We start from the raw sequence: 26489 nt of genomic DNA, 5'->3' as shown, positions 1-26489 counted from the left end.
ACCCCGTGGGAACTGTCGGTGGCCCGTGGCAGACTGGGCGATCCAACAGTGGACCGGTCTACCTTCCGGTCGCGGAGGAATGGGGGAACCGTGAGCGCCGTCCGCTTCGAGCCCGACAGCCGGCCCGTCGTGCTGCTCTCCGTCGGCCTCGTCGGCGTGCTCGCCGCCGCCAGCTTCACCCTCTCGTTCCTCGGCCTCATCCAGGTCGCCGCCTGGGCCGGGATTCCCGAGCAGCTGCGGTGGCTCGTGCCGATCGTCGTCGACTCCACGATCCTGGTCTACGCGATCGCCGCCGCCGTGCAGCGCGCCCGCGGTGAGTCCACCCGCCTGTCCTGGGTGGCCGTCGCCTTCTTCACCCTCGTCTCCGTCGCCGCGAACGCCGCACACGTGATCGCACCCGGTGGCGACGTCGGGGCCATCACCCCGACCATGCTCTTCGGCGCCGGGCTCGCCGCGATCATGCCGGTGTCCCTGTTCTTCGCCACCGAGACGACCATCCAGCTCGCCGTCGCCCCGCCCCACGGGTCGGTCGCCGCGCGCCGACGGCGCGCCCGCGCGGTGCAGGAGGCCGCGCACCCGGTCGAGCAGGTAGAGAGCGTCCCCGAGCCAGCCAAGAAGGCGCGCGGTGAGGTCGATGTCGCCCGGATCCGCGAGCTCGCCCGCCAGGGCCGGTCGCAGCGTGCGATCGCCGAGGAGCTGCACGTGTCGAAGACGTCGGTGGCCCGTGCGCTGACCACGGTCAGCTCATAGGGCTCAGGCGAACGGGTCCTCGTCCACGGCCGGCGAGGGGGCCGGTCGGGTCGGCACCGCGGTGAAGTCGGCGTCGTCGAAGTCCTCGAAGTCGGCCGGGTCCGGGCCGGGGAGTTCGTTGTCCCACGGCTCGAGGACCTCGGCGTAGCCGTCGGCCTCCGGCTGGGCGTCCAGGTCCTGCTCGGCTGCGGCCGGTTCGTCCACCGGCGCGTCGACCGAGTCGTCCGGTGCGGTGTCCCGGGCCGTGGCCGCGACCACCTTCGCCGGCTTGCCCGAACACCCGCGGGTGACCAGGCAGGATGACGGTGGGGCGGCGGAGTCTGCCAGCACCCAGTACCCGCACACCGGGCAGATCGCCGGGATGGCGGCTGGGGAGACCCGTAGAGCCTGCAGGATCAGCTGCTCACCGTCCAGCAGGCCCAGCTGTCGACCGGTCAGCGACACGGTCGTGAACGCGCGGACCACCTGGGGGTCGGCGGCATCCATGGCGGCCGCCAACTCGGCCCAGGTGTTCTGCTTGGTCTTCCGAAGTAGGGCCAGACCAAGGCTCGCCGCCTCCGCGGCCCCCTCCACGCCGTCCTTGACGCCGAGCCACGTCTGCTTAGGCACGGGTCACCGCCGGGCGGAAGGAGGGCAGGGAGACGCTCATGGGCCTCATGTGTGCGGCACCGGCCGGCTCTCTCACGCGGCCCGCCGGCGGCTGGTCGACCGGGACTCGACGACGTCGGTGACGATCCGCGCGACGATGTCCGCGATGGACTTGAAGTCCCGTTCGAGCTCTCGCTCCTCGACGGTCACCTGCTCGTACACGCCCTCAGCCTCGTTGAGCACGGCGGTGATGTCGGTGACGTTGTTGTCGGCGCCGGGCATCAGCACGTTCAGGTCCTTGGCCTTGTTCCGCAGGATCGCCCGCATGTGCGGGTCCAGGGTCTCCGGGGCGATCAGGGTGGTCACCATCACCGTCTCCGTCTGCCCCACGCGGTGCGCGCGGTCCTCGGCCTGACTGACGTTCGCCGGGGTCCAGTCGGTCTCCACGAACAGCACGTCGGAGGACCGGGTGAGGGTGAGACCGAAGCCGGCCGCCCCGATGGAGCAGATGATCGCGCCGATCTCCCCGTTCTGCAGCCGGTCCGCCACGGCCTGCCGCCGGTGATCGGGTGTAGATCCGTCGATCACGTCGATGCCCGCCAGATCCTCGGGGATCGCCGCGCGCAGTGCCTCCATCACCGGCCGGTGGTGCACCCACACGATCAGCGGGCGCGTGTAGATCTTCGCCCCGTCCTGCCCGATCTCCGTGCTCGAGGCCAGCCAGTCGGTGATGATCTCGATCGCCGCGGGCACCTTCGCCACGCCGGCGGCCGCGCGCAGCGGGGTGATCAACTCGATCCGGGACTTGGCGAACTCCTCGATGTCCGCCTCCGTGACTCTCCCGTGCTCGGCCAGGTGCTCATCGAGCCACTCCTCGACCTTCTCCCACAGGGCGTCGTGGGCGGCGCGGAACCCGCGAGGGTCGATGTCGACCATCCGGTAGGTGCGCAGCTTCGGTGGCAGCTGGGTGAGCACGTCGGCCTTGTTCCGGCGCACCCACGCGGACTTGCTCAGCCGCTGCTGCAGCTCGGGCAGCATCTTCCGGCGCGGCAGCCACGCGCCGAACCGGTTCTTCGTCGCGTACCGCTCGATGAACGCGCTCGGTCCGCCCCACTCGGCGTCCAGCATTCCGGCGATGGCCAGGGCGTTGGTGACCTCGACGGGGCTCTGCAGGATGGGGGTGCCGGTGATCGCGATCCGCAGGCCGTCGCCGACCGAGCAGGCCAGGTTGCGGGCGGCGGTCGCGCGCACACCGTCAAACGTGCGGGCACGGTGCACCTCGTCGAACAGGGCAGCGTCCGGAGCCCACGCGATGATCTCGTCCAGAAGGGCGGGACGAGAGGCGATCAGGGAGTCCGCGACGATGACGATCCCGCGGTCAGGGAAGGGCGGGACCTTCCGTCCGGCGCGGATGGGGACGACGTACTCGGGGAACTCCGGGGCCTTGACCTTGCGCTTCGCCCGGCCCTTGCGCCCGGTCCCACTGGCTGGGGGAGTCGACACGGGGTGCCCGGCGGCGAAGAACGGACCCAGGGCGGCGTCGGCCTCCCGCGCCCAGTTGGTGACCACCAAGGGTGGGACGACGATGACGATCCGCTCGGCGCGCACGATCGCCGCAGCGGCCAGCGCACCGCGAGTCTTGCCGCAACCAGGCGAATCCGCCAGGAGCCGGTGTCCGGCGGCGACGCCGTAGGCGCCGGCCAGCTGGAACGGGAAGAGGTCCAGGCCGAACCAGTCGGGCAGGCGGCCGGTGTGCTCGGCGACCGTCTCGATCAGCTCCAGGGTGCGGGCCGAGGGGACCTTCTGGTCGCCACCCTTCTCGACGGCGGTGGAGGCGGCGAGCTCGCGGGCGGCGTCCTGCACATGGGCGGGGAGGGGCCGCGGAGCCTGGGTGGCCAGGGCGGCGGCGAGGGTGTCGGCGTCCAGGTCAATGCCGCGCTTGGCCGCACCGTTCTCCACCAGGTCGGCGAGCTGGACTTCGAAGCGGGCCAGCTTCTTGTCCCACACCGCGCCGGGGCCGAGCCGTTCGGAGACCTTCTCGAAGCCGACCAGGCGGGGCCGGACGAACGCGGTGTGCGGGAACCGGGTCGAGCGCTTCACCAGCGGCATGTACAGCGAGCTCAGGGAGTCCAGTCCGGCGAGGTCACCGTCGGCCTGGGAGTAGTCCACCTCGACGCCGTGCTCGGCGAAGAACCGGTCCGGGTGGGTGCCGGTGCCGGTGATGACCCAGCACTTGGCGGAGGCGTCCCAGTAGCGGCCGGGGACCCGTTTCTTCATCCAGGTCTGGGCGTCGGCGCCGTTGGCCATGCGGGCACCCCACGGCAGGCGCACCCGCAGCTCGGGGACGCGGCGGTTGCCGGTCAGGGTCGCAGTGATGCTCACGGTGTTCCTATGCGGCCGGGGTACCGACAGGTGCCGCCAGCGGCTCGAGGACCAGTTCGCCGGTGGCGTCCTCGAAGGTGATCAGCATCGGGACCGGGGCGGTATCCGCGGTGGTGATCGCCGCGGCGAGCCGGCGCTGCAAGGCTCGGGCGACGGTGCGGGACTCGAGGCCGGTGGCGAAGGAGGCCGGTGCTGAGGACGCGGAGACGGTGACCTCCCACGGGTCGGACTGCCGGTCCTGGTGCACCACGGCGATGTGGGTGACGTCCTGCACGAGGGTCCCGGCGACGGTCTCGATCCAAGCCACGGTTGCTCCATTCGGGGTGGGTTTGCACCGCTGCTGCGGCACCCCTCATGTGTGCGGACGCGGCCGTCTCCGGCCCCGATCTCAGGCGGCGAGCAGCTCCAGCGGTGCTGCCGAAACGACGTCGAGTCCTGCCTCCCGGCATGTCCGGCACGCCGGCGGCCTGGCGGTCGCCGAGGCGATCAGCAGATGCAGCGCGGTGTCGCACCCGGGACACCGGAACCAGTACCTCTTGCCGCGTGCAGCGGGGAGGACCGTCTGCGGGGTGTCCGGACGGTTCAGCCGCAGGTCGAACCGCGCGGCCACCTCGGGGAATCGGTCCGCGAGGGACAGGCCCGGGCCCGGCACTGACCGTCGAACCAGCGCGCATCGCGGGCAGCCCGTGCGGGAGTTCGTGCGGTTGTGCACGCGGGCCCGGTACGAGCCGTGGCCGGACGGGCACAACCACCAAGCGAAGCAGTTCGCTGACGCCGACACCCCGGCCGGCACCGCGGTCCCGTTGCGTGCGCCATCCCATTCGGCGGCGACGTCGGGGAACCGGTCGGCCAGGGACCAGCCGTTCTCCTCCCGCCACGCCGCGGTCCTCATCAACGCGCTGCGTTCGTTCCCGCAGACCGGGCAGCCGGAGCCGTGGTAGGTGCGGGCCCGGATGCTCGCCGCGTACGGGGCGTGCCCCTCGGGGCAGTCCCACCACGCCTTCAGCGGTGAGGACGCGCCGACCGACTCGGCACTCACGCCACGGTTCAGGGTCGGATGCCACTGCGCGGCCACGTCCGGGTACAGCCGAGCCAGCGACCGGCCGAAGTTCACCCGGGGCAGGTGTGCGGTGGAGGCTAGCTGGCGGCTGAGGATGTGATTGCGAGCCGCAGAACCCGGGCCATCCTCCGGCGACACGGCCCGCGGGTCGGGGCACGGGCCGCAGTCCGGGCACCAGGTGAGCCCCTCGGCGCGGGCAACCACGCTCGCCTCCCAGGACCCGTGCCCGGCTGGGCACAGCCACCAGGCGGTGACCCGGGCGGTCGGGGCCACCGAGGAGGGCATGAGGTGCCCGTTGCGCGCGCTGTGCCACTCGATGGCCAGGTCCGGGCACAACCACGCCAGTGACTGCTCGAGCTGGAGGGCGGGGCTGCTGGCGGGCGCGGTGCTGGGCATGGCGCTCATGTGTGCGGCACCCCATCCGGCCTTCGACCATTCCACCGGGGACGGTGGCTAGGGTGGTGGGGCTTGGTCTCAGAACTGGAAGGACATCACCTCATGACCGCATCGCGCAGCGTCCTCATCACCGGCGGCAACCGGGGCATCGGGGCGGCCATCGCCGCGGCGTTCGTCGCCAACGGCGACAAGGTCGCCGTCACCCACCGTGGCGCCTCCGATCTGCCCGACGGGGTGCTCGGCGTGCAGGCCGACGTCACCGACCCCGAGTCGCTGGACCGTGCCTTCACCGAGGTCGAAGCCGCGCACGGGCCCGTCGAGGTGCTGATCGCCAACGCCGGCATCACCAACGACCAGCTGCTGCTGCGGATGAGCGAGAAGGACTTCACCGACGTCATCGACGTCAACCTCACCGGGGTGTTCCGGTCCGTCAAGCGCGCCATCAAGGGCATGATCCGGGCGAAGAAGGGTCGTATCGTGCTCGTCTCTTCCGTCTCCGGGATCTACGGGGCGGCCGGCCAGGTCAACTACTCCGCCTCCAAGGCCGGCCTCATCGGCATCGCCCGGTCCCTGACCCGGGAGCTCGCCTCCCGCGGCATCACCACCAACGTGATCATGCCCGGCGTCGTGCTCACCGAGATGTTCGACGCCGTCAGCGATGAGGTCAAGGCCAAGTACCTGGCCGACATCCCCGCCGGCCGGTTCGCCGACGCGACCGAGATCGCGAACGTCGTCCGGTGGCTGTCCAGCGACGAGGCGGCCTACATCTCCGGCGCCCTGATCCCGGTCGACGGCGGCGCCAGCATGGGCCACTAGGCCGATGCGCCTCTTGCCTCTCGCCACACCGCCGACGTCGTGCGACCGCCGTTGACCGCCCTGCACCGTGGGCACCCGGTTCCGACCAGGGACCGGTTGGCGATCAGAGCGAGGTAGGGCTCGTGACCAGCTGGACAGTTCCACCAAGCGCGCAGGTTTGCCGATAGGGCGACTTCCGCTGGGGTCGCCCCACCGTTCAGCTCGCGGTTCCACTCGGCGGACAAAAGCGGTCGCTGATCGGCGAGCGAACGGCCCGGCTTGACCGGGCGCAGCTGACCCAGCTCGGCGACGGCAGGGTGGACGTTGCGACTCATGTGCACGGTCCCATTCTCAGGCGGCGGACTCGGCTCCCGGAAGCTCATCAGCCGTTTCGATCACCTCGTACCCCTCGGCCGAGGCGGTGTAGCCGGGCAGGGGCAGCGGGTCAGAACCGGCGAGGATCCCGTCGATGCGGGGGCCGATGAACCGGGCCGCCGTCTCCGGGCTCTGCTCGACGGCGATCCAGGACCTGCCCATCTTCTGGGCCACCGCGGCGGTGGTGCCCGAGCCGGCGAAGGCGTCCAGCACAGTGTCGCCCGGTGCGGTGGCCGCCCCGATGATCCGCTCCAGCAGCCCCTCGGGCTTGGGGGTGTCGAAGTCGGTGCCATGCCCGAACAGGGCCTCGGACTCGGCTCGGGCGTCCTCGTTGGTGGGGGAGCCGTTGACCCGGAAGGACTGCAGGTTGGTCAGCACCTTGCCGCGCGCCTCCTGGGAGAGATAGGAGGGGCGCATCATCGGTCGGGGGCACACGAACGCGCCGGGGCTGGCGGCCATCTTCTCGATCGCCTCCTGCCCGTACCGGAACGGGCCGGTCATCCGGAACGCGTTCACGTTCACCCCGTTCTCGATGACGACGTCGTCGAGCAGCGCCGAGGTGATGGTGGCGGTGTTCATGGGTCCGGCCGGCACGGTCGTGTCCGGGAAGTTGAAGCTCATGCACCCGGCCGGGAAGGAGAGCTGGGAGGGCTTGTTCGCCTTGTTGTGCACGGGGATCCGCTTGCCGACCGCGGTCGCGGTGTGCACGAAGGGGGCCAGGCGGGTGCGGTCCTTGGCGTAGACGAGGATCTGGTCGGTGACCGAGGCGATGTGGGCGTTGAGGAAGCTGGCCCGGTTCTTCTTCTCCCACACCACCGTGTTCACGTAGTTGGCAGGCCCGAACACGTCATCGAGCAGGACCCGGACCCGGTGCACGTACGTGTCGTCCACGTGCACCCAGATGCTGCCGTCCTCGGCCAGGGCCCCGTGCACGCCGGTGAAGACGTCCTCGAGCATGCCCAGCCAGCGGGCCAGGGGAGCGGTGTCGTTGTACTGGGTGAACCGCTTGCCCGTGTTGTACGGCGGGTCCAGGTACGCCAGCTTCGCGACACCGGTCAGGGCCGGGTCGGTCAGGGCGGTGCGGGCGTCGCCGACGAGCAGCAGGTTCACGCGGTTCGGGGCCTCTCCGTGACGGTCTTCGGGTGAGCGGCCGGGGGTCGATCCCAACCGGGGCAGTGGGCGTCCAGCCAGTCGCGGCGCCCGGCGCTGAGCGAACCGGCCGCGGCGAGGGTGCGCTGGGTGCGCAGCCAGAGCCCCAGAACACTCTCGGCAGTCTCGCCCTGTCCGTAACCGGGCACGGTGCCCGTGGCCAGGATCTGGTCGCTGACCGTGCGGGCCGTCTCCAGCCACCGCTCCTGCGGGCCGGGGTCCCAGCCGGGGGTGAGCGTGTCCAGGGCGGCCCGGCGGAAGGGGTCCATGGTGCCGGCGGCCGCGGCCACGCGCTGCCGGGCCAGCCACCGTCCCAGCAGCCGCTCCGGTCCCGGGCCGCTGGCGGGGGATGGCCAGCGGGCGTGGGCGGTGACGAAGTCGCACAGGTGGTCCAGCTGGTCGCGGTCATCGGGCCGGGCGTCGAGGTCCATGTGAGGGTCTATGCGCCCGGGGGCCTGACAGGTCGCCACGCCCGGGATACGGCTCGGGTCCCGCCACGACGCGCGTGACGGGACCCGGGAGAGGGGTGGTGGCGCTCAGGCGGCCAGCAGCTCAGGCTCGACGGTGGCCAGCGACTGGGCGTAGGCGCTGATCTTGTCCGGGCGCATCCCAGACCAGTGCTCCAGGACCGTCCCGGCCTCGTCACGGACGACGACGACGGGCGCCTGCATGTAGCCGAAGGACTTGGCCAGGGCGTGCGCCTCCGCGTCCACCGTCATGTCGATCGACTCGTAGGGCAGGCCCTTCTTGTCCAGGGCCCGGTAGGTGGCGGTGCACTGCACGCACGAGGGCTGGGACATGACGGTCAGGGAAGTCTTGCTCATGGTGATGGTTCCTTCTTCGAGGCGAGCCTGTGGGGCGGGTGGTGGGGGTGAATCGTGGGGTAACCGGACTGTGTACGGCGCGGACGCCGGAACGAAAAGGGCCGCGGGTCGGGGTCAGGCGGCCGTGTCCAGACCCTGACCGGACTGGGCGTGCAGGAAGGCCTCGGCCGTGCCGGTGTCGACGATGACCCGGGCGAACCGGCGCACCGCACGCTTGTAGACCAGCCGGGTCGGCTCCGGGTAGGAGACCGGGCCCTTGGTCAGCATCCTGGGGTCCAGCAGGGCGAACATGCCGGCGTCCTTGACGCTGCGGATCAGCCGGCCGGCGGCCTGCTCGAGCAGCAGGGCCGCGTCCGAGCCGTACACCAGCCGGTCCGCACCCCACTTGTCGGTCTGCAGGGCCTCCATCAGCACCTCCACCCGGGCGTCACCGACCGGATTGCCGGCCGCGCGCGGGATCCGGTCGACGGTGACTAGGGAGCAGGTCCGGCCCGGGGCGTCCACCCCGGTCATCAGCGACTTGGTGCCGACCAGGACCGCGGACTCGTCCTCCCGCCAGCGGGAGATCAGCACCCGGGTGGGCAGCCCGTCCCACTGGGAGTAGACGTTCCAGCGGCCCATCGCCGCGGTGCGCAGCTCGGCGGCGTACCGTCGTCCCGACTCGGCCTTGGCCGAGAGGATCAGCGCCGAACCGAGGTTCGCCTCCACCAGCTCCACGTTGCGCTTGGCCGCCCACCCCTCGTGGGCGCGGGCGTCGAAGCGTGCCCGGCCCCGGCCCGGCGCCCAGTCCGGGTACAGGGCGGCGACGTCCTGCTCGGCCAGGCGCGGGATGTACAGGGCGGAGGCGTCGTAGGCGGCGTCGAACGGGGAGGGGTACTCCACGTTCGGGGCGTCCAGGCCGATCTGGTATCCGAAGCGGGCCGGCAGGGTCGCCGAGACGGCGATCACGGTCAGGTCGTAGGAGCCGGGCTCGACCGGTTCCCCGGCCTCCTTCGCGGCGATCACCTCCTCGTCCTCCTCGTCGATCAGCTCCGGGGCGGTCCACAGGTTGGCCTTGAGCAGGCCGCCGACGTTGACCGGGGAGGCGGCCGCGGACCAGTACGGGGCCTGGTTCTTGGCCTCCGGGCCGGGTGTCTTCTGCGCCACCCAGCGGGCGGTGCCGACCCGGTGGATGCTCACCTGGGTGACGTTGGCGATGAACGTGTCCAGGCGCCCGTCCAGGCGGCGGGCGGCCAGCTGCTGCTTCATGGAGGCCGAGTTCTTCACCGACTCCAGCCGGGACTTCACCGACTTCGCCCAGGCGATGAGCATCAGTCCGGTCCGCTCCACCGGGTCCTCCCCGTCCCTCAGCTTGACCTCCTCGCCGGGTCGGGCGTTGCGGCCCCACCCGGCCAGTTCCTCGCCCAGCTCCGCGGCCGCGGCCAGGCCCTCCTGCACGATCCGCTCGGTGTCGGCGTCGAACTCGTCGAGCACGTTGCGGATGGCGCGGGCCAGCGCCGAGACGGTGACGGGGGAGACCTCGGAGGCGCCGGCGTTGCGCACGTTCTCGGGTAGGGCGTGGGCCTCGTCGACCATGATGATATGGAACTCGCCCAGGTTCTTGTTGCCGATCAGCACCGGCACGCCCTTGGCGGCCTGCACGGCCAGCATCGAGTGGTTGGTGACCACGACGTCGGCCTCGGCGGCCTTGGCGCGGGCCGCGCGCGGCTTGCACACCTCCAGCAGGGGGCAGTTGGTGCCGATGCAGTCGGATGGGCCGACCGAGACGGTGCGCCACAGCTCCTCGGTCATGGTGCCCGGGTAGGACTGCTTGTCCCCGGTCGCGTCCGGGTCGATGCCCAGGGCCCAGTCCAGCAGGGGAGCCCCGTTGGTCGCGTCGAAGGGGCGCCCGTCGACCTTCGCGCCGGGCCGGACGCGGGCGACCGCGGCGCGCAGGGAGGCCGTGGACTTGCGCATCCCGGTCGTGCCGGTGACCGCCTCGGCGGCATCCCGGACGGCCATCGCGCACAGGTAGTTGGAGAAGCCCTTCAGCAGGGCCACCTGGGGGCGGGTGCCGGTGACCTTCTCACAGGCCGCGGCGGCGACCGGGGCGTCCTTGTCGATGATCTGGGCCTGCAGGGACAGGGACTCGGTCGAGACGATGGTCCGCTGCCCGTAGGTGGCCGCGACCATCGCCGGGGCAAGCAGCGCGAACGACTTGCCGACGCCCGTGGCGGCGATGCCGAGGACCTGCCCGTTCTGGTCGATGGCGGCCTCGATGTGCTCGGTCAACGTCTGCTGACCAGGCCGGGGCAGGGCGTAGGGGATGCCGGTGGTGGCGCGCACCGCTTCGGTGAGCGTCTCGATCATCATGGTGGTCGTGTCCTCGGGAATCGGGGTGGTCGTCGGCGTCGTCGGGGCGGTCACTGGCGGGCCAGGCGACGGCGCTGGCGGCGGTTCAGTTCGCGCTGGGCTTCGGTGTGCCGGCGCTGGGGCGACGCGCGGCGCTCGAGCGCGGTGAGCGGGTCGAGCCACCCGGCCAGCCGCTCCTCCAGGCCCCGGTCCAGGGCCAGGTCCGCAACCCGGGCCACTCGACCACCCAGGACCGGTGCAGCGCCCACGTGATCCCGACGCCCAGCACCAGGACCATCGAGTCCGGGTACGACGTCAGCGACAGGCCCAGCAGCGCCGCCCACCGGTACCAGCGCCGCCACGAGCCCGGCAGCACGATCGCCGTCACCACCCACGGGGTGAGCATCAGGGCCGGGAACAGCCACACGAACGTGCTCGGGCTGTACGGCAGGTGCAGCATCATCAGCACCCAGCCCACCCCGGTGATCCCGCAGGCCACCCACGCCAGGGCCGGCCGGAAGGACCCCGGCCGCCACGAGCTCCGGGACGGTGCCGGGCTGGTCGGGGCGCTGGGGCGAGGGGCGCGTCGGGAGGGTCGGGTGCGGGAGACGGGGCTCATCGGGGGCTCTCACTTCGGAGTCGGTCAGGGAGGTGATCAGGCGGTCCAGCTGTTCGGTGATCTCCGCCTCGGTGCGGCCCAGCCGCTGGTCCGGGTGGCGGATGGCGCGCTCGAAGACGTCGGGGGCGCGCAGGATCGCGATGCGTCGGCCGATCGCCCGCTGGCGCCGGTGCTCCTCGCCCTTGATCGTGTCGAAACTGGAGGTGGTCTCGAACTCCAGGGCCAGGTACGTCTCGGTCAGCTGGATGGCCAGACGTGGCCACCCCACCCCCGAGCCCAGGGCGCGCACCGCGGCGGTGAAGGAGCGCTGCACCGACCGGGCCGGGCGGGGTCGGTCGGTCAGGGCGGCCTCGACCAGGACCAGGGCGACCCGCGGGGAGGCGGAGGCGACGTCGTCCAGGTGGGTGTAGGCGTAGTCGCCCCACAGGTCCAGGAAGCCCTCGTCGACGCGGCGGGTGACCGGCTCCTGGTCGAGGATGTCGCGCATGGCCACCGCCGAACGCCACGCGAGGTCGGGGTTGTGCTGCAGCAGGGCGTGCAGCCGGCGCCGCTCCTCCAGGGACGGGCGGACCAGTGCCGGCACGCCGAGCCCGTGCTGCAGGCTTGCCGCGTTCGCGGCGACCCGTGCGTTCTGGCGCAGGCCCCGCTGCTTGGACTGCAGCCAGTCGGCGGCGGTCTGCAGCTTGCGCAGCTTCTCCTCGTCGTAGGTCTCGGCGCTGGTGGCGGTGTGGAACGTCAACCACACCTGCCCCGGGCCTTCCCCGGCGTTGGCCTCGAACGGGGTCAGGGGACGCGGGTCGACCAGGGAGATTCGGGCGGTGGTGTTGGTGTGCAGGTTGCGCAGCAACGACGGCCGGGCTGAGGTGAGCAGGTTGCGGGCCCACCCGCACGCGGAAGTGCCCTCGGCGATCAGGCCCAGGTCCAGGCCACCGGGAGTCTCCTGCATGGTCTTGACCATCAGCAGCTCATCCATCTCCTGCCGCAGATCCATGACCCGTTGCCGGCCCAGCTCAGGGCGGCGCGCCGTCGTCTCGGAGATCCGGGCGCCGTGCAGTTCGGCGAGGATCTGCTGGCGGGCAGCACAGGAGGCGACGTTGCCGGCCAGGTGATCGAGGGCGATCTGCTGGCAGCGGGCGTCGACGGAACGGGTAGCAAGTAGCACGACCCTCATGTGTGCGGCATCGTCGGCCTCTGTCGACGACACCGCCCACCGGTGCCCCGGGCGCGGGGCGCGACGACGGGGTCACGGTCCTGCGCCCGGGGGGTCCGCCGGGTCAGGCGGCGGAGCGTTCCAGCAGCTGCGCGGCGTGTGCGGCGGCCTGGTCGGCGACCCGTTGGGCGGCGACGGCGGCCGCGGCGGCCTCCACCTCGCGGCGTCGGATGTCCTCCGGGGTGGTGGAGGACAGCTTCAGGAACGCCGGGGACAGGACGATCTCGGTGGGCACGGCCCGGCCGGCCAGGTCCACGTGGATGCCGATCGAGCCGCGCACCACCTTGTCGGTGAAGGGGTCCTTCAGGGCGCGCATGCCGTTCCAGTTGGGGGCGGTGGACTCCCCGTCGCCCATGGTGGCCTTGGCGGTGATCCGCTCGATCCGCTCGGCGGTGGGCTCGAGCTTGAACAGCGCGCACGCGGCCTCGGCCTCGGTCTTGTCCTCGATGGGCAGGATCAGGCCCCGGGAGATGTACCCGGACAGTCCGGCGCCCACCGCATCGGAGACCCGCTGCGTGTACAGGATGGGCAGCACGTTCTGGGACCGGGCCAGGCGGCCCAGCCGGTCCACCTCCTCCTTGCCGGCGCCCAGGAACACCCACGCCTCGTCCAGGTGGATGACCCCGCCGCGGCCGGTCATGGCCATAGCAGTGCCGAAGACCATCATGCGGACCAGGGCCAGGGAGATGCGCTGCATCAGCGGGGCGGTGCGCTGGTCGACGTTCGGGGACGGCAGGTCCAGGGTCGAGTCCCCGACCTTGATCAGGGTGATCCCGTCCGAGACGTTCAGCGCGGTCGCCGTCGGGTCGATGCCCACGCACGCCCGGAACCGGGGTGAGGCCTTGGCCAGGTCCAGGATCGGGTCCACCAGCTCGTGCGTGGCCTTGCCGTGGTCCAGGGCGTACGTCAGGGCCTGCCCGATGCAGGTGGCCCCGCCGACCTTCACCCCGTGGTCGAGGGCGAGGAAGAGGGGCACCTCCCAGTTGCCGGCCCCCCACGGGTTGATCGCGGCGAGCATGGAGACGGCCAGCTCGACACCGACGTCGGGGGTGAGGGCGAAGCGGATCGGGTCGAACGCCCCGTCCGCTGACTCGAGCCGGTCCAGGGAGAGGACCTCCCCGTCCACGCCGGGGGCCTGGACGGTGGGGGAGTGGTCCGATCCCTGCTTCGGGTCGATGATGACCTGCTGGGTGCGGTTGCCTGCGGCGTTGCGGATCTTGTTCATCTGCACCGCCAGCCACAGCAGTACCTGGCTCTTGCCCGAGCCGGTGGCGCCGGCGACGAGCATCAGGGGCAGCCCGTCGGCGGAGGAGGCCGCGGTGGGGGAGAGGGAGACCGGCTGCCGGTCGTTCTCGGTGAAGCCGAGCAGGGCACCGACCCGGTCACCGACCAGGGACAGGGACTGGATACCGGAGCAGGCCACCGTCTGGGAGGGCAGGTCCAGCAGGTTCGGGTTGGCAGTGAACCGGGAGGCGAGCATCATCTCGCCCAGGGCCTGCAGCTGCCGGAAGTGCATCGACCGCAGCCGGGCCGCGGACAGGCCACCGGCCTGGCTCATGTCCTCGACCTGCCCGTCGAAGGCGACCAGCACGGAGGTGTCCACCAGGGTCGGGGAGCCGCCCTGGGTGCCGTAGACGCTCTCGACCTCCTGGAGGGTCTGGAGCATCTCCTCCTGCTCGGCCTTCTCCATCTTGTTCTGCCGGAGCCGTTCGTTGATGTCGTCGACGTAGCGCTTGCGCTGGCGACGCAGCTCCTGGCGGGTGATCTTGGACGGCTCGATCATGGCGCGGATCGAGACGGCGACCGCGTCGTCGGAGAGCAGGCCCAGCGCCCAGTTGGAGACCCCGGCGTTGGCGGGCACGAAGTCGAAGTCGAAGCCCTCGACGGTGGCGAAGGACAGGGACCGGGCGCCAGGGATGGCCGGCCAGGTGCTGCAGTCGTCCTTGCCGGCGTCATCGGCCATGCGCGCCCCGGTGCCGTCGGTGAAGATGTGCAGGTGGTCCGCGTGCGGCAAGGTCACCACGTCCGGGAACTGGCCCAGGTTCCACCACGAGTTGGCCAAGCCGATCTCCCGGTCCGAGGGGGTGGAGAACCCGCACCGGACCAGGGCCTCGTCGACCTTCTTCATGTCCGCGTCGTAATCGGACAGGGGTGCGCCCCCGTAGATGATCGTCTCAGCGACCGAGTCCACTGCGGCCTTGAAGCCGGACTTGCCGCCGACGACCGGGTTCAGCTTGACCGCCATCAGCAGCACCCGCTCCTCGGTGGCCTGATTGGGGAACACTTCCCGCAGGTACCCACCGATCGGGTGGTTGGCTCCAGGGGTGTAGAGCCGGTGCAGGTTGACCATCAGCAGCTGGGTGCGCCGGTAGTTCTTCCGGGCCAGGGACCGGCGCCCGCCGGCGATCGGGGCCATGGTGGCCAGCTCCTCGTAGGCCGAGAGCAACGGCATGAACGCGTTCATCCGCTCGGCGATGGTCCGGGCGTCCTTGACCGGGCTCAGCGGCACCCGCCGCAGCAGCCACATGGACCCGTCCACCCCGAGCAGCCGCCCGTCCGAGAGCCGGTTGCGCACCATGGTGGGCACGGACATGTCCGGGAGCTGGTCGAGCATCCCGAACGTGGAGATCGGCTTCTTCTTCGTCGAAGGCATGGTGGGTCAGCTCCCCGCGGTCGTGGTGGCCGGGCCGGTGGGCGCGGTGGTGGGCGTGTCGGGACCGGTGATGGTGCGGCCGGTGACGGCGTTGGCGAAGGGGCTCAGGTCCGGGCCCTGGCCCACACCGCCCCAGGCGACCACCTGCGGGGAGGCGGTGTCGGCGCGTGTGATCAGCACGTCGTAGGTGACCTTCGAGGGGGTGGCGTCCCGGCCGATCTTCTGGCCCTGCCAGGTGATGCCGAAGCTGACCCGGGCGACGACGTCGGAGGCCGTGACCGCCGGCGACCCGTCCGCCGTGGCGGTCTTGGTGGCGGCGTCCTCGACGGTGACTCCGTGCATGGTGGCCCCGGCCAGCGGGATGTAGGCGTGGTCGGTGGAGGTGTCCCCAACCGCCAGGCGCAGCGCGTTGGGGTCCCCGGAGGTGTAGGCCTTCGCCCACGCGGTAACAGCCTGGGTGACCGGGTCGGTGGCCGAGACCTTGGTCAGGCCCGGCCAGGAGGAGAGGTTGGGCCACTGCTGGGTGTCATCGGGTGCGCGCGGGATCAGGGTGGGGGCCCCGATCACCTGGGCGCCTCGGATCGGGGAGTAGCCCACCTGCACGGTGGTGGTGAAGATCTGCCCGGAGCCGTTGGTCAGGGTCAGGGTGTTCAGCTGCAGGCCCTGCACCTCGGTGGACTGGCCGTTGTCCTTGTTCGTGGTCACCGCCGGGTCGGCCTGCACCTTCGCCCCGTCCCAGGAGAGGATCTTCCCGCCCGGCAGTGGGGAGGGGTCCGCGTCCAGCCAGTTCTGCACCGCCTGGATGGCCACCGCCTTGGTGGGCGAGTCGATCTGCGCGGCGGCCGCCGGCGCGGCCGCGGCCGGTTCGAGCAGGCGCGGCAAGGTGGACAGGTACATCAGGGCCAGGACGGCGAACATCCAGGGCATCAGTGTGAGGATGCGCCGGGTCGCCGCGTACATGCGGTTCTTCCGGCGCACGTCCTCCATCCCGGCGCGGGGGGCTTCTTCGACGTCATCGAGCCAGGCGGGGCCGTGGTCCGGCTTGGACCGGCGGGCGGTGAGCGGCATGGGGTGACTGGTCCCTTCGGGTCAGGAGCGCTTGAGCAGGTCGCTGGCGGCGGCCAGGTTGGCGCGGGCGTCCTCGTCGAGGGCCTCGACGGCGGTCAGCAGGGCCAGGGCGGACTTGGTGATCGCGGCCGGGATGGTCAGGGAGGACAGGGCGCCCAGGGTGTGCAGCAGGGACCAGACGTCCCGGAATGCGGGCCGCTCCATGGCGGCGATGAGGATCGCGGCCTCGATCTTGTTCTCGGCGATCGCGGCGGTGATCTCGCTCAGGTCTTCCAGGGCGGTGCCGGGCTTGCGGGTGGAGCCGAGGATCTGGGCGGTCAGTTCGACCGGGTCGTCCGCGACGCCGAGCAGGGAGGCAGCCAGGGCGCGGACCGGTCCGGCGGCCCGCTCGACCTCGATGGCCTTGCCGGCGATGCGCCGGATGCTGGCCTTGGCGTTGCGTTCGGCCATGCGCGCCTGGTTCGACTTGCCTGCCCCCGTCTTGGCCGCCGTGGCGGGGCCCGTGGTGGTGGCCTGATCGTGCTCGACCGTCTCGGTCGGCTCCGGCAGGGTCAGGGTCTCGCTCATGGTGCGGTGGCTCCTCGATCGGGGTGGTGCGTCTCGGAGGTGGACATGCGTAGACCGGCGCTGGTGGCCCGCGCCGGGAACAGCAGGACCCCGCCGGCCCGGGTCGCGGGCCGGCGGGGTCCTGGTGGGTGGGTCAGTCGCGGTCGCGCGAGTTCAGCTTGGCCATCGTGAGTTCCTTGCCCTCGGCGGGGTCGAAGTCCTTGGCCGGGCCGAGATCCTCGACGTGCTGGGCGACGCGGAGCTTGCCGCCGTCGTACTCCTGCATGTCGATGCGCACGAGCACCCGGTGGCCGATGAGGGCGCGCAGCTGGCGGCAGAACTCGAGCGCCTCGGGGCTGGTGTCGGTCCGCTCGGTGCGGGCGGTCTCGATGCCGTCCTTGGCCCACTTGGACTCGCGGGTCTTGAGCCCGATGAAGCCGCGGGTGGAGCTGGCCTCCTTCGTCACGTAGAGCAGCACGCCCATGACCGGCTTCGCGTTGTGGATCATGTCCACGATCTTCGACGCGGAGGACTGGTCGTTGAGCAGGACGGTGATCTGCTTGAGGTTGCGGTTCAGACCGTGCTTCCAGTCCTCCTGTGCCTGCTCGCGGGCAGCCAGCTGGGCGCTGGCGACCGCAGCCTTGAGCTGCTGGTCGTTCCCGGCCAGGTCGGGGTTGGCGGCAATGACGTCGGCGGGGTCGATGACGACGTCGCGCACGGCGCCGCTCATGTTGATCGCGGCCAGGATGATCTGGTTGCGCTGGTCGGTGGTCAGGGGCGCCTTGGTCTCGGCCATGGTGTGTTCGCTTTCTCGAAGTCGGAGTTGGTGGGTGCCGGTGGGGTCGGGTCAGAGGTCGGGGGTGCTCATCAGGCGGCGTCGAACCCCTCTTCGTCGAGGTCCTCGGCGCTGATGGAAGCGCGCCGGCTGGTGGGGCGGGTCTTGGCCCCGCGCGGGCGGGCGGTCGCGGCGGGCGCGACCTTGCGGGCGGGGCTGGCCTTGACCGGTGCGGCCGGGGCCTCGTCCTCGTCCTGCTCGTCCTCGTCCTCGTCGCCGACGACCGGGGGCTGCTCGGGCTCGTCGTCCTCCTCCGGCGCCGCCGGGGTCTCGTCCTGGCCGGTCTCCGTGTCGTCGGGCGCGCCAGTGACGGAGCGGCTGGTGGTGGCCAGCGCCTCCCACGGGTCGCCGATGCCCTCGAACCGCTCCGTGGTGGCCACCGAGACGATCGACTTGCACCGCCGGGTGGCGGCCTCCACCCACAGGTCCCAGGCGTCCATGTCCTGCCCGAACGGCAGGGGGATGGTCTTCAGGACGGTGCGCAGGGCACCGCGCACACGGGTGGCCGCACCGTCGTTCTCCACGGTGGAGCCGGTCCAGGAGGCCTGGACGGTCTCGAGCACCCGGCGCAGCGTGAAGTTCAGGGCGGTGACGTTGGTGGGGTTGAGGGGCTGGCCGTGCTCGAACAGCTGCTCGACCGCCAGCTCGGCGGTGCCGAACCGGCCGGTGGCCGTGTACGAGTTGGGGTTCAGCACGCCATCGGCGGTGTACTGCTCCCAGGGCTTGTCTTCGATGATGCGAGGCATGTCGGGGTCCTTTCCGGTGCCCTGCTCGGTGGTCGTGTCCTCTCCCATGTGTGCGGCATCGGCCACCTCCTCCGACGCGTCCGCGGTCTCCTCGGCGCTCTCGCCGGCGCCCGTGGGGGCCCCGCCGCCGTCCGGGTCGGTGGGGTCATCGTCCGGGTCCGTCTCGGGCCCCGTGCTGTCAGCCTGCTCGGTGACCGGGGCGGGCGCCTCGTCCTCGGGCTCCTCCTCGGGCGGGAACCAGACCGCGTCCTCGGGCTCGGCGGCCGGCTGCGGGCGCAGGGTGGGGATGCCCAGGGCGACCGCCGAGGGGGCGCCGTCGAGCTTCTTCGGGGAGAGGGTCTTGCCGGCCTCGGCCGCGGCCGGGCAGGCGTTGACCAGCGGGCACCACCCGCACAGGCCGGAGACCTTGGTGGGGAACACCCCGGTGGACATGTACTTGTTGTGCCGGTACCAGGAGTTCTTGAAGACCTTCACGGTCGCGGCGACCTTCTCCGGGGAGCCGTCCACGCGCCGCTCGATCCCCTCGCGGGTGTAGAGCAGCGAGCCGGGAAAGACCGGCAGGCCCAGGTCCATGGTCTCGAGGGCGGCCTGGTAGAGGCGCACCTGATCGCCATGATCGTCGCCGTACCTGCGAAGCTCGTACTCGCTCGTCTTGGCCTTTCCCGTCTTGAAGTCTTCAGCCTTGATGCCGACGACGCCGTCGATCTTGGTGTAGCGGATCCGGTCGATGAACCCGTTCACGGGCACCCCGTCGATCTCGATGCCGTCGATGCGCATCTCGCGGTCGTAGACGACGATGCGGGTCGGGTCCTCGATGGTGAAGATGCCCTGCAGGGCGGCGATGACCTCGCTGATCCACAGGGCCTTGTCGATCCGGTTCTGGGCGCGGGTCGCGTCATCCCACTCGGGCTGCTCGGCCCACAGCTTCGCTGCCCCGCGCCGGGTGAGGGCCTCGGCGGTCGCGAGGGTGCGCTGGGCGGCGGGCAGGCCGTAGAGGGTCTCGAGCACGGCGTGGGCGCTGGTGCCGATGGAGCTGGCATCGAACGGGCCGGCGTCCTGGTGCAGCAGCTTCTCCGCCACCCACCGGGCACCGCAGCTCTGCATGGCCTTGGAGGTGGAGGGGGAGAGGGCGGCGCGTCGGAGCGTGCTGTCGATCAGGGACTCGTCGGTGACCTGGAGGCGGTTGCCGTCCCAGGCGACCTTGTCGCCAAGCAGCGAGGTGCGGGTGCTCATAGTAGGTCTATGCGCGCCGACCCCTGAGAGCTGACAGGTTTTCCCGGTCGCGGGCGGCCGGTGATGGGCCGGGAATCGGTCGGAGAGTCGGGCGACCGACCTGGGCGAGGTGGCCGACCAGGATCGGGGGTGGTCGGCCAGGAGGTCGGCCAGCAACTTCCGCGCCATCACTGGGAAGCAAGGGGGTTACTACTACTACTACTACTTGTCCTACCTACAACTACTACTACATATAGGACCCCCCTATATGTGCCTCCCTTCCAACAAACACACTCTTCCCCCTATATAGCCGTACCTTTCAGGTCGGCAAGGTCGGCTGGTCGGCCAGCAGCAGCAAAAACCGCGCCAACACTGGGAAGCAGGCCCCTCCACCCCCGATCAGCGGGTCGCCCGGACCGTGGCCATCCGGCGCGCCCGGCTCGCCCATGAGAGAAGCGGGTTTTTTCGCGTGTGCTACGCTCCGGGAAGACGAGTCCGCCGAGGAGGCTCGGGGCGTAGCACACGAGGGAATCTGACCCCTCCGGCCCTCACCATCGCGTACACCCGAGTTCGGCACCATCGAACGGTCACGGCACCGGCTCCGCGGGCGTTCACCTCCGTATCCGGCCTCAACGCCACTTCTCGCACTGCACGGTGAGATACCTCTCGCCGCGGTCTGGGCACGGTCGCGTGTCGCTGGCGACCGGATCGCCGCGACGTCGACCAGACTGGACGGGCGCTTCCGGGACCGACCCCCCTGGTGTCCCGGGGCGCGTGTACGGCGGGTCCGGACCCGCCCTGGCACCGCCCGTCCCCCCGGCTGGTGCCAGCACCCTGAGCGCCCCGTCCGGCTACTTCGCGGCGGGGCGTTCTTGCACCCTGCCGGCAGCTGCGCAGGCCCGTCGAGGGAGGCGGGGCAGTCCGCACACATGGGTGGGGAGGCCACCCCGTGCGTAGGGCGCGGCCGATGGCGTCAACGTCACCCGCCCGGGACTTCCACGTTTGCCCGGACACCGGGATCGATGATCGGCGAGGGCTGGCACTCCCAGCCCGGTGGCCCAGTCAGCGCCCTCAACGAAGCAGCGCCCCGCCACCGGCATGGTGACGGGGCGCTCTTCGCGTCCTTGGCTCAGGCCGCCGGGAGCCGGCGGGCCGCGTTCTCCAGCAGCGGGTAGACCGCCTCCCGCCAGTGCGCCCACGCCTCGAGCCGGTGCGGGTGGTCGGTGACGTACCGGTTGAACGGGCGGGAGAACATCAGCTGCGTCCACACCGGGCTCATGGCCCCGGTGATCTCCGGTTTGTCGTCGACCAGCACCGCGCCGCGGACCAGCGTCTTGTCGTAGGTGAAGATGGTCCGCTTGACCATGGCGGGACCGAAGTGCTTCGCGATCGAGGCGGCCTTCTCCTGCATGCAGGTGGGGTTGCCGATGGTGGGGGAGGTGCACAGGAACACGTTCAGCCCGTCGGCGAGCATCTCCTCGACCGCGGCCAGCGCACCCACCTCGGGCTGCAGGTCGGTGAACAGGCCGACCGAGTTCATGGCCGCCAGCAGGGTCTCCGTGGATCCGCCGGGCCCGGCCAGGTGGTCGTAGTGGAGGCGGTCCTCGTCGGCGACGATCGGGTAGTGCGGGTCGAGCTCGAGCAGGCGCCGGTTCAGGGCCGGGCCGTAGCGGAAGAGGGTCTCGTCCATGTCGAGCAGGACGACGCGGGACAGGTCAGCAGGTGCACTCATGGGTCTCATGTGTGCGGATCATGCGTAGACGCTCGACGCTCGACGCCGGCGGCGCCGCGCGCGGCGCGGGATCTAGGCTGGGGCGCATGTGCGGTCGCTACGCCTCCACCCGTCCCGTCGCCGACCTCGCGCGTGCCTTCGACGTGCGCGATGACCGGACCGACCCGCAGCTGCCGGCCGACTACAACATGGCCCCGACCAAGCGGGCGCCGGTGATCATCGCCCAGCCGCCCCGGGAGGACCGGGACGCGCCGGCCGAGCGGCAGGTCCGCAACCTGACCTGGGGTCTGGTGCCGTCGTGGGCGAAGGATCGGGCGATCGGGTCGCGGATGATCAACGCGCGTGCCGAGACGGTCGCCGAGAAGCCCTCGTACCGGCGGGCCTTCTCCTCCCGTCGGGCCCTGGTGCCGGTGGACGGGTTCTACGAGTGGCTGCCCACGGAGCGGATCGGCAAGGGCGGCAAGCCGCTGAAGCAGCCCTACTTCATCCACCCTGCCGACCCCGAGGAGCCGCTCGCGCTGGCCGGGATCTTCGAGTACTGGCACGACGACCACGCCGAGGACGGGACCGACCCGTGGCTGGTGACGTACGCGGTCATCACCACCACCGCGACCGACGACGTCGGGCGGGTGCACGACCGGATGCCGATGGCGGTCACCGCCGAGCACTGGGAGGCGTGGCTGGACCCCGCCACCGACGCCGCCACCGCTCAGGATCTGATGGCCGCCCCCGAGCTCGGATCGCTGGACATGTACGCGATCAGCACGCTGGTGAACAACGTGCGCAACAACGGGCCGGACCTGCTCAAGCCGGCACCGGAGATCACCGCCGAGACCGACGCGGAGGCAACGTAGTTGCACCGTGTACGCTGTGTACACATCCGTCTGAGGAGACCCCGTGAGCACTCCCATCGCCTACCCGAGCGCGCGCGCCGGGCGCGAGCACTTCCGCGACCTGCTCGACGCCGCCGAGCGAGGCGTGCCCGCGACGGTGACCAGGGGCGCCCACACGGTGGCCGTCCTGGACGCTGACCGTTTGCGCCACCACCTGGCGGTCGCGTGCCCGGCCAACGCCGAGGTGGTGCCCGACGCCGGCGGCTTCTCCGTCCTGCTGCCGGGCCGGCCGATCGCCGCCGACGGGGCGACCTTCGAGGAGGCCATCGTCGAGATGGTCCTGGCCCTGCGGGACTACGCGCAGGCCTGGTCCGCCCGGTTGCGCACGGCGCCGAACCACGAGCAGCACTGGGAGTTGGTCCAACTGGTCATGCTCTCCACCGACGAGCAGCTGGCCGCCTGGCTGACCGCATGAACCCCAAGCGCCGCGTCGCGCGCAGGGTGGACCACCAGGACTTCTGCGAGACCGAGGGCTGGACGGCGCGCACCAGCGCGACCGGATCGACCGGCACCCACCACGTCAACTACGAGCTCGCCCTGCCCGACGGGCGCATCCTGTTCACCCGGATCAGCCACCCCGTCAACCGCACCGACTACGGGCCGGGCATCTGGGCGCACATCCTGCGGGAGCAGCTGCAGGTGAGCGACGCCGAGTTCTGGGCCTGCGTCGAGGACCGGGCCATCCCGCAACGCAGCAGGCCGCCGGCGCCCGCCGAGACCATCCCCGCGCAGGTGATCCGCACCCTCATCGTGAACGCACGAATCCCGGAGCACGAGGTCCGGGCGATGACCCGCGCGCAGGCTCTCGCCCGGCTCGCCGACTTCTATGGCGCGGGCGGTGGTGCGTGAAGCGCGCCACGATCCCGGCCCGGCTCCGGTTGCCCCTACAGGTACGTCAACGAGTCGAGGACCGGCCCGGCGCGCGCGACGCCGTCACCCTGTTGCGCGAACTGCGCCAACCGTCGGTCCCGCTCTCCCTGGCCGAGCGCAACCTCCTGATCGGGCAGCTGGAGCGGTGGATGCGCGCCCGGGGCCTGGACCCTGACCGGGTGACGGCGAAGCCGCGGCGCAAGCGCAAGCACCGCGTCGGCGAACAGGCAGCCGAGCCGGTGGTGATCAGGGCCAGGGGGGGTGCCAGTGGTGAAGTCCGGCCGGCGCAGCGTGCGCACCGTCTCCGCAGGCCTGCCGACCCTCGGCCGGAAGTCGGGGCGATGAGCGAAGGCGCAGAGTTCGACCTCCGGCTCAAAGCGCTGCGCAGCGACGTCGCAGCGGTCCTCGGTCATGATCCGGTAGCAAGGGCGTGGGCCGAGGTTCGCGATGACCTTCGCGCGCTTCAGCAGCAGACGCCGAGTTGGCTCCCGAAGGCGGCCCGTCGCGCCCGGCGTGAGGCATGTACTGAGCTGATCGGTGATCTGGCGAAGTGGGCTACCCGGGCAGGCATCCGACCTCGTGAACCGAAGCACTCAACGACCAGCTCTGTCGCGGCTCGGCCTGCGACTTCTGGCGAGCTGGAGCGGATCCGGACCGCCTTCGAGCTGTTGACGTTCCGCGGGGTGGTCGACCCGGAGCTCCCGCGCCTCGAGCGCGACGTCGCCACCCTGGTCGAGGAGTTGGGTCAACGAGTGCGCAGGCGGCCGAACGAAGGTTGGCCGAGGGCGAGGCGGCAGGCAGCGCGTGAGCTTCAGCGCCGGATGAACCGGTACCGGCTTCGCGGCACCGCGGAGCCGTCTTCGAAGTCTTGGACGGACGGCACCGGAGACGAGCGTGCCAGCATCGCCCACCCGCTGGCCGCCGCCGACTGCGCTCCGGTGCGGTCGCCGAGGCCCGCCCGGCCAATCTACGTGCGGATCGTCTCCGGTGGGCTGCCGACCCTAGGCCGCCGCTGAGTCCGCCGTCAGGTCTTCGACGGCGAATGCAAGCCACGGCATCACGTCCGTGTTGCCAGCATCGCGGTCACGCTCGAGGGTTGACTCGACGATCCGCTGCGCCACGGCAAGTGTGATCGAGCTGCTGGCCGGAATGCACAGGTCCGGGACGATGCCCTCGTAGAGTGCACTCCACCCCAACCACGCCCACCTGCCATCCAGCTTCTTGCCCTTCCTCAGCTCTCCTTCGACGCCGATGACGGGGGTGCCGGCGGGGAGGGTTTGTGACCAGAAGCCACCCGGAGCGCGAAGCGTCGCATCAGCGGAGGAGCATGAACTCAGCACGAGCAGAGCTGGCGGGTTCTCCACCCGCGGGTAGACGGCCGTGGCGTGTCTCAGGTTGCCCCGCAGATTCCAGTCGTCGTCGTCCGGGTCGTGGATGCCGTGGCCGCTGATGACGAGGATGTAGGGCTCCGTCTCCTCCGTGGCGATGTTCCTGATGGCATCCTCCATCTGTGGGCCGGTGGAGCAGGCGTGCTCACTGTTGGGCCCGAGCAGTCCGTGCTCGCGTGCTGCCTGCCGGAAGGCGTTGTTCGACGCCTTGAAGTCGTCCTGGTAGTAGACCCAGTGGAGCGTGGTGAGGTGCGCGGGGCTGGACATGGTCGTCGACTCCTCGGACGTCTCGCTGTTGGCGGTGCGGGCGCCAGAATAGCCGGTTCAGGCGTTGGCGAGGTGGAGGAGGACGTCGGCGTGGCAAGGCTGGGACTCGGGGCACCAGCAGGCCAGGTCGACCCCCGCCAGGTGCGCCCGGATCGCCTCGAGGGACGGCCGGCCGGTGTACGGGACGCCGAGCAGGTCGGGGTGCGAGCCGCCGACCGAGCGCAAGATGCCGTTGCGCGGGTCCTGCCAGCACTCCTCGGTCAGCCACCGCCGGTAGTCCTCGACCACGCGGTGGCGGGAGGCGGTGGACCAGCCGGGGATTCGAGCTGGCGCGAAGGGGTTGGTGAAGGCGCCGCGGCCGACGAACACCGACCCGTCCAGCACTGGCGTCCCGGGGCGACGCTGCACCCGGCGGGGCGCGCTCACAGCACCTCCCCCGCCGCGCCGAAGGGGCAGGGGGTGGTGACCGTGATCCCGCCCATGAAGTGGGCCCAGCGGCAGGCTGCTCTCCAGGCGTCCTCCACAGTCTCGGCCTCGGCGCTGTACGTGACGGTCCGGATGACCAGGGCGAGCCGGAATCGGGGCTTGCGCAGCAGGAGTCGGGCCAGCACAGGGCGCCGCCACAGGCGGACGTCGATCTCCGACTCGCTCACGGGACATCCTGCACGGGCACGACGGTGGCGGGGCCCCAGGAGACGATCGCGGTGCGGAGCGCAGTGACCGTCGGGGCGCCCTTTCCCGGGGCCGGCGGCTCGAGGCCGCGCAGGATCATCGGGTCGGCCGCGTCGATGAGCAACGGCACTCGGTCGAACGAGTCACCGTTCTGCCAGTAGCCCGAGGCGATGACCAGACCGTGGTCGGGCAGATCGGTCCAGTCGGGTGCCCCGGGCACGCGCACCAACTGCAGATCGGTGACGGGACGGCGGGTCAGATCGTCCTGCCCCTGGGTGAGGGTGGCGATGCCGTCGACGAGCTCGCCGGTGCACCGCCACAGGCCGCCCAGGCCGGCGAGGCGCACGAAGGCGCCCGGCGTGAGCAGCTGGGCGACCGGCTTCAGGCAGTCGGCAGCGATGACGCGGTCCTCGTCGAAGACGGCCTCGACGCCGTTGAACGAGTCGACCTCGATGATGTTGCCCAGCTGCGGCAGGGCCTCTCGCTTGCGCCAGGTGGTGGCGGTGCGGCGGGAGCTGAACGGGGCGTGGACGATGGCGTAGTGGCCGCCGGGGGTGAACGCGGTCATGGGGTGGTCCTTCCAGGTCTCAGGCGGCCAGGGGCGCGGTGTGGGCGGTCTCGGCCTGCAGGGCGCAGGCCCGGTGGGCGGCGAGGTTGGTCAGGTCCTGCCACTTCTCGCGGTTCTGGTCGTTGCCGTAGTCGACGAGCTCGTCGTCGCTGTCGTAGTTGTCCGGGCTGATGAGCAGCTCGTGGCCGTAGTCGAGGGCGATGACGAAGGAGTCGTTGTTCCAGTGCTTCATCTCCACGTGCACGGCGTACCGGATCAGGGCGATGAGCCGGTCGAGTTCGGTGGCGTCGACGTCGGGGAACAGGGCCCGCAGGCCGGCCAGGACCTCGGGACGGCGCTCGGCGTCGGCGGGGACCCCGGTGTACTCGGGGTACGTCTCGCGCAGGGCCTCGATGGCGTGGTCGGCGTCGTTGTCCCAGGCCCGCTTGACCTGGGGGAGGGCTTCGAGCTGGGCGAGCATTTCGAGCCCGTTCTCCTGCTCGAACGCATCGTCGATCGGGTCGGCGTCGGCGAGGGTGATCGTGGCGGGGAAGGCGATGATCGCGGAGGTCGTCATGCAC

The 26489-nt window shown here is 71.2% G+C and carries 27 protein-coding genes; 6 read left to right on the top strand and 21 right to left on the bottom strand.

Going from position 1 to position 26489, the window contains the following annotated elements; all coding sequences use genetic code 11:
* Positions 1 to 90: 90 nt before the first annotated feature.
* Positions 91 to 750, top strand: a complete 660-nt coding sequence (locus V6N00_RS12905) for a DUF2637 domain-containing protein (RefSeq protein WP_334232846.1) — start codon at positions 91 to 93, stop codon at positions 748 to 750.
* A gap of 3 nt (positions 751 to 753) precedes the next feature.
* Here the strand turns inward: V6N00_RS12905 and V6N00_RS12900 are convergent, their stop codons facing one another.
* From V6N00_RS12900 to V6N00_RS12885, 4 genes are all read right to left on the bottom strand, one after another.
* Complete coding sequence (locus V6N00_RS12900; RefSeq protein WP_334232845.1) at positions 754 to 1359, bottom strand: hypothetical protein; 606 nt, start codon at positions 1357 to 1359, stop codon at positions 754 to 756.
* Between the two features lie 72 nt (positions 1360 to 1431).
* Positions 1432 to 3720 carry a DEAD/DEAH box helicase gene (locus V6N00_RS12895; RefSeq protein WP_334232844.1) on the bottom strand — a complete coding sequence of 763 codons (2289 nt, stop codon included), beginning with the start codon at positions 3718 to 3720 and terminating at the stop codon, positions 1432 to 1434.
* 7 nt (positions 3721 to 3727) lie between these two features.
* On the bottom strand, positions 3728 to 4027 hold the full coding sequence (locus tag V6N00_RS12890) for a hypothetical protein (protein ID WP_334232843.1): 300 nt from the start codon (positions 4025 to 4027) through the stop codon (positions 3728 to 3730).
* Between the two features lie 81 nt (positions 4028 to 4108).
* Entirely contained in the window at positions 4109 to 5185 is a 1077-nt protein-coding gene (locus V6N00_RS12885; RefSeq protein ID WP_334232842.1) for a zinc-ribbon domain-containing protein, read from the bottom strand.
* 93 nt (positions 5186 to 5278) lie between these two features.
* Here V6N00_RS12885 and fabG point away from each other — a divergent pair, with 93 nt between their 5' ends.
* Entirely contained in the window at positions 5279 to 5992 is a 714-nt protein-coding gene (gene fabG, locus V6N00_RS12880) for a 3-oxoacyl-ACP reductase FabG (RefSeq protein ID WP_334232841.1), read from the top strand.
* On the opposite strand, the gene V6N00_RS17230 is transcribed toward fabG, so the two are convergent.
* The 12 genes from V6N00_RS17230 to V6N00_RS12825 all read right to left on the bottom strand — a co-directional run bounded on the left by V6N00_RS17230 (position 5989) and on the right by V6N00_RS12825 (position 21271).
* The gene (locus V6N00_RS17230) at positions 5989 to 6306 is read right to left on the bottom strand and encodes a zinc-ribbon domain-containing protein (RefSeq protein ID WP_416385088.1); all 318 of its coding nucleotides are present in this window, start codon (positions 6304 to 6306) and stop codon (positions 5989 to 5991) included. The genes fabG and V6N00_RS17230 overlap by 4 nt on opposite strands.
* 16 nt (positions 6307 to 6322) lie before the next feature.
* Positions 6323 to 7456: a site-specific DNA-methyltransferase gene (locus tag V6N00_RS12875; RefSeq protein ID WP_334232840.1), complete on the bottom strand. Its 1134-nt coding sequence runs from the start codon at positions 7454 to 7456 to the stop codon at positions 6323 to 6325.
* Positions 7453 to 7926 carry a helicase associated domain-containing protein gene (locus tag V6N00_RS12870; RefSeq protein ID WP_334232839.1) on the bottom strand — a complete coding sequence of 158 codons (474 nt, stop codon included), beginning with the start codon at positions 7924 to 7926 and terminating at the stop codon, positions 7453 to 7455. Before V6N00_RS12870 ends, V6N00_RS12875 begins: the two co-directional genes overlap by 4 nt.
* A gap of 105 nt (positions 7927 to 8031) precedes the next feature.
* On the bottom strand, positions 8032 to 8319 hold the full coding sequence (locus V6N00_RS12865; RefSeq protein WP_334232838.1) for a glutaredoxin domain-containing protein: 288 nt from the start codon (positions 8317 to 8319) through the stop codon (positions 8032 to 8034).
* Positions 8320 to 8433: 114 nt separating this feature from the next.
* Positions 8434 to 10671: an ATP-dependent DNA helicase gene (locus tag V6N00_RS12860; RefSeq protein ID WP_334232837.1), complete on the bottom strand. Its 2238-nt coding sequence runs from the start codon at positions 10669 to 10671 to the stop codon at positions 8434 to 8436.
* Positions 10672 to 10721: 50 nt separating this feature from the next.
* A complete protein-coding gene (locus V6N00_RS12855; RefSeq protein WP_334232836.1) occupies positions 10722 to 12431 on the bottom strand; it encodes a hypothetical protein in 1710 nt (569 codons plus the stop codon).
* Positions 12432 to 12543: 112 nt separating this feature from the next.
* A complete protein-coding gene (locus tag V6N00_RS12850; RefSeq protein ID WP_334232835.1) occupies positions 12544 to 15132 on the bottom strand; it encodes an ATP-binding protein in 2589 nt (862 codons plus the stop codon).
* A gap of 6 nt (positions 15133 to 15138) precedes the next feature.
* Positions 15139 to 16200, bottom strand: a complete 1062-nt coding sequence (locus tag V6N00_RS12845) for a hypothetical protein (protein ID WP_334232834.1) — start codon at positions 16198 to 16200, stop codon at positions 15139 to 15141.
* Between the two features lie 21 nt (positions 16201 to 16221).
* Entirely contained in the window at positions 16222 to 16767 is a 546-nt protein-coding gene (locus V6N00_RS12840; protein ID WP_334232833.1) for a hypothetical protein, read from the bottom strand.
* A gap of 133 nt (positions 16768 to 16900) precedes the next feature.
* Positions 16901 to 17542, bottom strand: a complete 642-nt coding sequence (locus V6N00_RS12835) for a hypothetical protein (protein ID WP_334232832.1) — start codon at positions 17540 to 17542, stop codon at positions 16901 to 16903.
* A 71-nt stretch (positions 17543 to 17613) separates the two neighbouring features.
* A complete protein-coding gene (locus V6N00_RS12830; protein ID WP_334232831.1) occupies positions 17614 to 19560 on the bottom strand; it encodes a RecB family exonuclease in 1947 nt (648 codons plus the stop codon).
* 1108 nt (positions 19561 to 20668) lie between these two features.
* Positions 20669 to 21271: a 5' nucleotidase, NT5C type gene (locus V6N00_RS12825; protein WP_334232830.1), complete on the bottom strand. Its 603-nt coding sequence runs from the start codon at positions 21269 to 21271 to the stop codon at positions 20669 to 20671.
* Between the two features lie 86 nt (positions 21272 to 21357).
* Between V6N00_RS12825 and V6N00_RS12820 the strand changes: the two genes are divergently transcribed.
* The 4 genes from V6N00_RS12820 to V6N00_RS12805 are packed head-to-tail and all read left to right on the top strand — an operon-like array spanning position 21358 to position 24050.
* Positions 21358 to 22125, top strand: coding sequence for an SOS response-associated peptidase (locus V6N00_RS12820; protein WP_334232829.1), 768 nt, complete (start codon positions 21358 to 21360; stop codon positions 22123 to 22125).
* A 43-nt stretch (positions 22126 to 22168) separates the two neighbouring features.
* A complete protein-coding gene (locus V6N00_RS12815) occupies positions 22169 to 22579 on the top strand; it encodes a hypothetical protein (RefSeq protein WP_334232828.1) in 411 nt (136 codons plus the stop codon).
* Positions 22576 to 23013 carry a cytotoxic translational repressor of toxin-antitoxin stability system gene (locus tag V6N00_RS12810; protein WP_334232827.1) on the top strand — a complete coding sequence of 146 codons (438 nt, stop codon included), beginning with the start codon at positions 22576 to 22578 and terminating at the stop codon, positions 23011 to 23013. Before V6N00_RS12815 ends, V6N00_RS12810 begins: the two co-directional genes overlap by 4 nt.
* On the top strand, positions 23010 to 24050 hold the full coding sequence (locus V6N00_RS12805) for a hypothetical protein (protein WP_334232826.1): 1041 nt from the start codon (positions 23010 to 23012) through the stop codon (positions 24048 to 24050). The genes V6N00_RS12810 and V6N00_RS12805 overlap by 4 nt, the downstream gene beginning before the upstream one ends.
* Here the strand turns inward: V6N00_RS12805 and V6N00_RS12800 are convergent.
* The 5 genes from V6N00_RS12800 to V6N00_RS12780 are packed head-to-tail and all read right to left on the bottom strand — an operon-like array spanning position 24036 to position 26485.
* The gene (locus V6N00_RS12800; RefSeq protein ID WP_334232825.1) at positions 24036 to 24689 is read right to left on the bottom strand and encodes a hypothetical protein; all 654 of its coding nucleotides are present in this window, start codon (positions 24687 to 24689) and stop codon (positions 24036 to 24038) included. The genes V6N00_RS12805 and V6N00_RS12800 overlap by 15 nt on opposite strands.
* Before the next feature lie 57 nt (positions 24690 to 24746).
* Positions 24747 to 25115, bottom strand: a complete 369-nt coding sequence (locus V6N00_RS12795) for a DUF4326 domain-containing protein (protein WP_334232824.1) — start codon at positions 25113 to 25115, stop codon at positions 24747 to 24749.
* On the bottom strand, positions 25112 to 25342 hold the full coding sequence (locus tag V6N00_RS12790; protein ID WP_334232823.1) for a hypothetical protein: 231 nt from the start codon (positions 25340 to 25342) through the stop codon (positions 25112 to 25114). Before V6N00_RS12790 ends, V6N00_RS12795 begins: the two co-directional genes overlap by 4 nt.
* The gene (locus V6N00_RS12785) at positions 25339 to 25929 is read right to left on the bottom strand and encodes a hypothetical protein (RefSeq protein ID WP_334232822.1); all 591 of its coding nucleotides are present in this window, start codon (positions 25927 to 25929) and stop codon (positions 25339 to 25341) included. The genes V6N00_RS12790 and V6N00_RS12785 overlap by 4 nt, the downstream gene beginning before the upstream one ends.
* 19 nt (positions 25930 to 25948) lie before the next feature.
* Complete coding sequence (locus V6N00_RS12780) at positions 25949 to 26485, bottom strand: hypothetical protein (protein ID WP_334232821.1); 537 nt, start codon at positions 26483 to 26485, stop codon at positions 25949 to 25951.
* Between the last annotated feature and the right edge of the window lie 4 nt (positions 26486 to 26489).

The sequence above is a fragment of the Tersicoccus mangrovi genome (assembly GCF_036881825.1).
GTDB classification, from domain to species: Bacteria; Actinomycetota; Actinomycetes; order Actinomycetales; family Micrococcaceae; genus Tersicoccus; species Tersicoccus mangrovi.
The sequence above is the reverse complement of the archived record's forward strand: the minus strand, read 5'-3'. Positions and strand labels throughout refer to the sequence as shown.

What these genes read in the sequence shown, in the direction of transcription:
- V6N00_RS12820 (WP_334232829.1), top strand. Translation starts at nt 21,358, where the DNA reads ATGTGCGGTCGCTACGCCTCCACCCGTCCCGTCGCCGACCTCGCGCGT.
- V6N00_RS12850 (WP_334232835.1), bottom strand. Translation starts at nt 15,132, where the DNA reads ATGCCTTCGACGAAGAAGAAGCCGATCTCCACGTTCGGGATGCTCGAC.
- V6N00_RS12810 (WP_334232827.1), top strand. Translation starts at nt 22,576, where the DNA reads ATGAACCCCAAGCGCCGCGTCGCGCGCAGGGTGGACCACCAGGACTTC.
- fabG (WP_334232841.1), top strand. Translation starts at nt 5,279, where the DNA reads ATGACCGCATCGCGCAGCGTCCTCATCACCGGCGGCAACCGGGGCATC.
- V6N00_RS12835 (WP_334232832.1), bottom strand. Translation starts at nt 17,542, where the DNA reads ATGGCCGAGACCAAGGCGCCCCTGACCACCGACCAGCGCAACCAGATC.
- V6N00_RS12865 (WP_334232838.1), bottom strand. Translation starts at nt 8,319, where the DNA reads ATGAGCAAGACTTCCCTGACCGTCATGTCCCAGCCCTCGTGCGTGCAG.
- V6N00_RS12870 (WP_334232839.1), bottom strand. Translation starts at nt 7,926, where the DNA reads ATGGACCTCGACGCCCGGCCCGATGACCGCGACCAGCTGGACCACCTG.
- V6N00_RS12785 (WP_334232822.1), bottom strand. Translation starts at nt 25,929, where the DNA reads ATGACCGCGTTCACCCCCGGCGGCCACTACGCCATCGTCCACGCCCCG.
- V6N00_RS12825 (WP_334232830.1), bottom strand. Translation starts at nt 21,271, where the DNA reads ATGAGTGCACCTGCTGACCTGTCCCGCGTCGTCCTGCTCGACATGGAC.
- V6N00_RS12800 (WP_334232825.1), bottom strand. Translation starts at nt 24,689, where the DNA reads ATGTCCAGCCCCGCGCACCTCACCACGCTCCACTGGGTCTACTACCAG.
- V6N00_RS12830 (WP_334232831.1), bottom strand. Translation starts at nt 19,560, where the DNA reads ATGAGCACCCGCACCTCGCTGCTTGGCGACAAGGTCGCCTGGGACGGC.
- V6N00_RS12845 (WP_334232834.1), bottom strand. Translation starts at nt 16,200, where the DNA reads ATGCCGCTCACCGCCCGCCGGTCCAAGCCGGACCACGGCCCCGCCTGG.
- V6N00_RS12885 (WP_334232842.1), bottom strand. Translation starts at nt 5,185, where the DNA reads ATGAGCGCCATGCCCAGCACCGCGCCCGCCAGCAGCCCCGCCCTCCAG.
- V6N00_RS17230 (WP_416385088.1), bottom strand. Translation starts at nt 6,306, where the DNA reads ATGAGTCGCAACGTCCACCCTGCCGTCGCCGAGCTGGGTCAGCTGCGC.
- V6N00_RS12840 (WP_334232833.1), bottom strand. Translation starts at nt 16,767, where the DNA reads ATGAGCGAGACCCTGACCCTGCCGGAGCCGACCGAGACGGTCGAGCAC.
- V6N00_RS12780 (WP_334232821.1), bottom strand. Translation starts at nt 26,485, where the DNA reads ATGACGACCTCCGCGATCATCGCCTTCCCCGCCACGATCACCCTCGCC.
- V6N00_RS12860 (WP_334232837.1), bottom strand. Translation starts at nt 10,671, where the DNA reads ATGATGATCGAGACGCTCACCGAAGCGGTGCGCGCCACCACCGGCATC.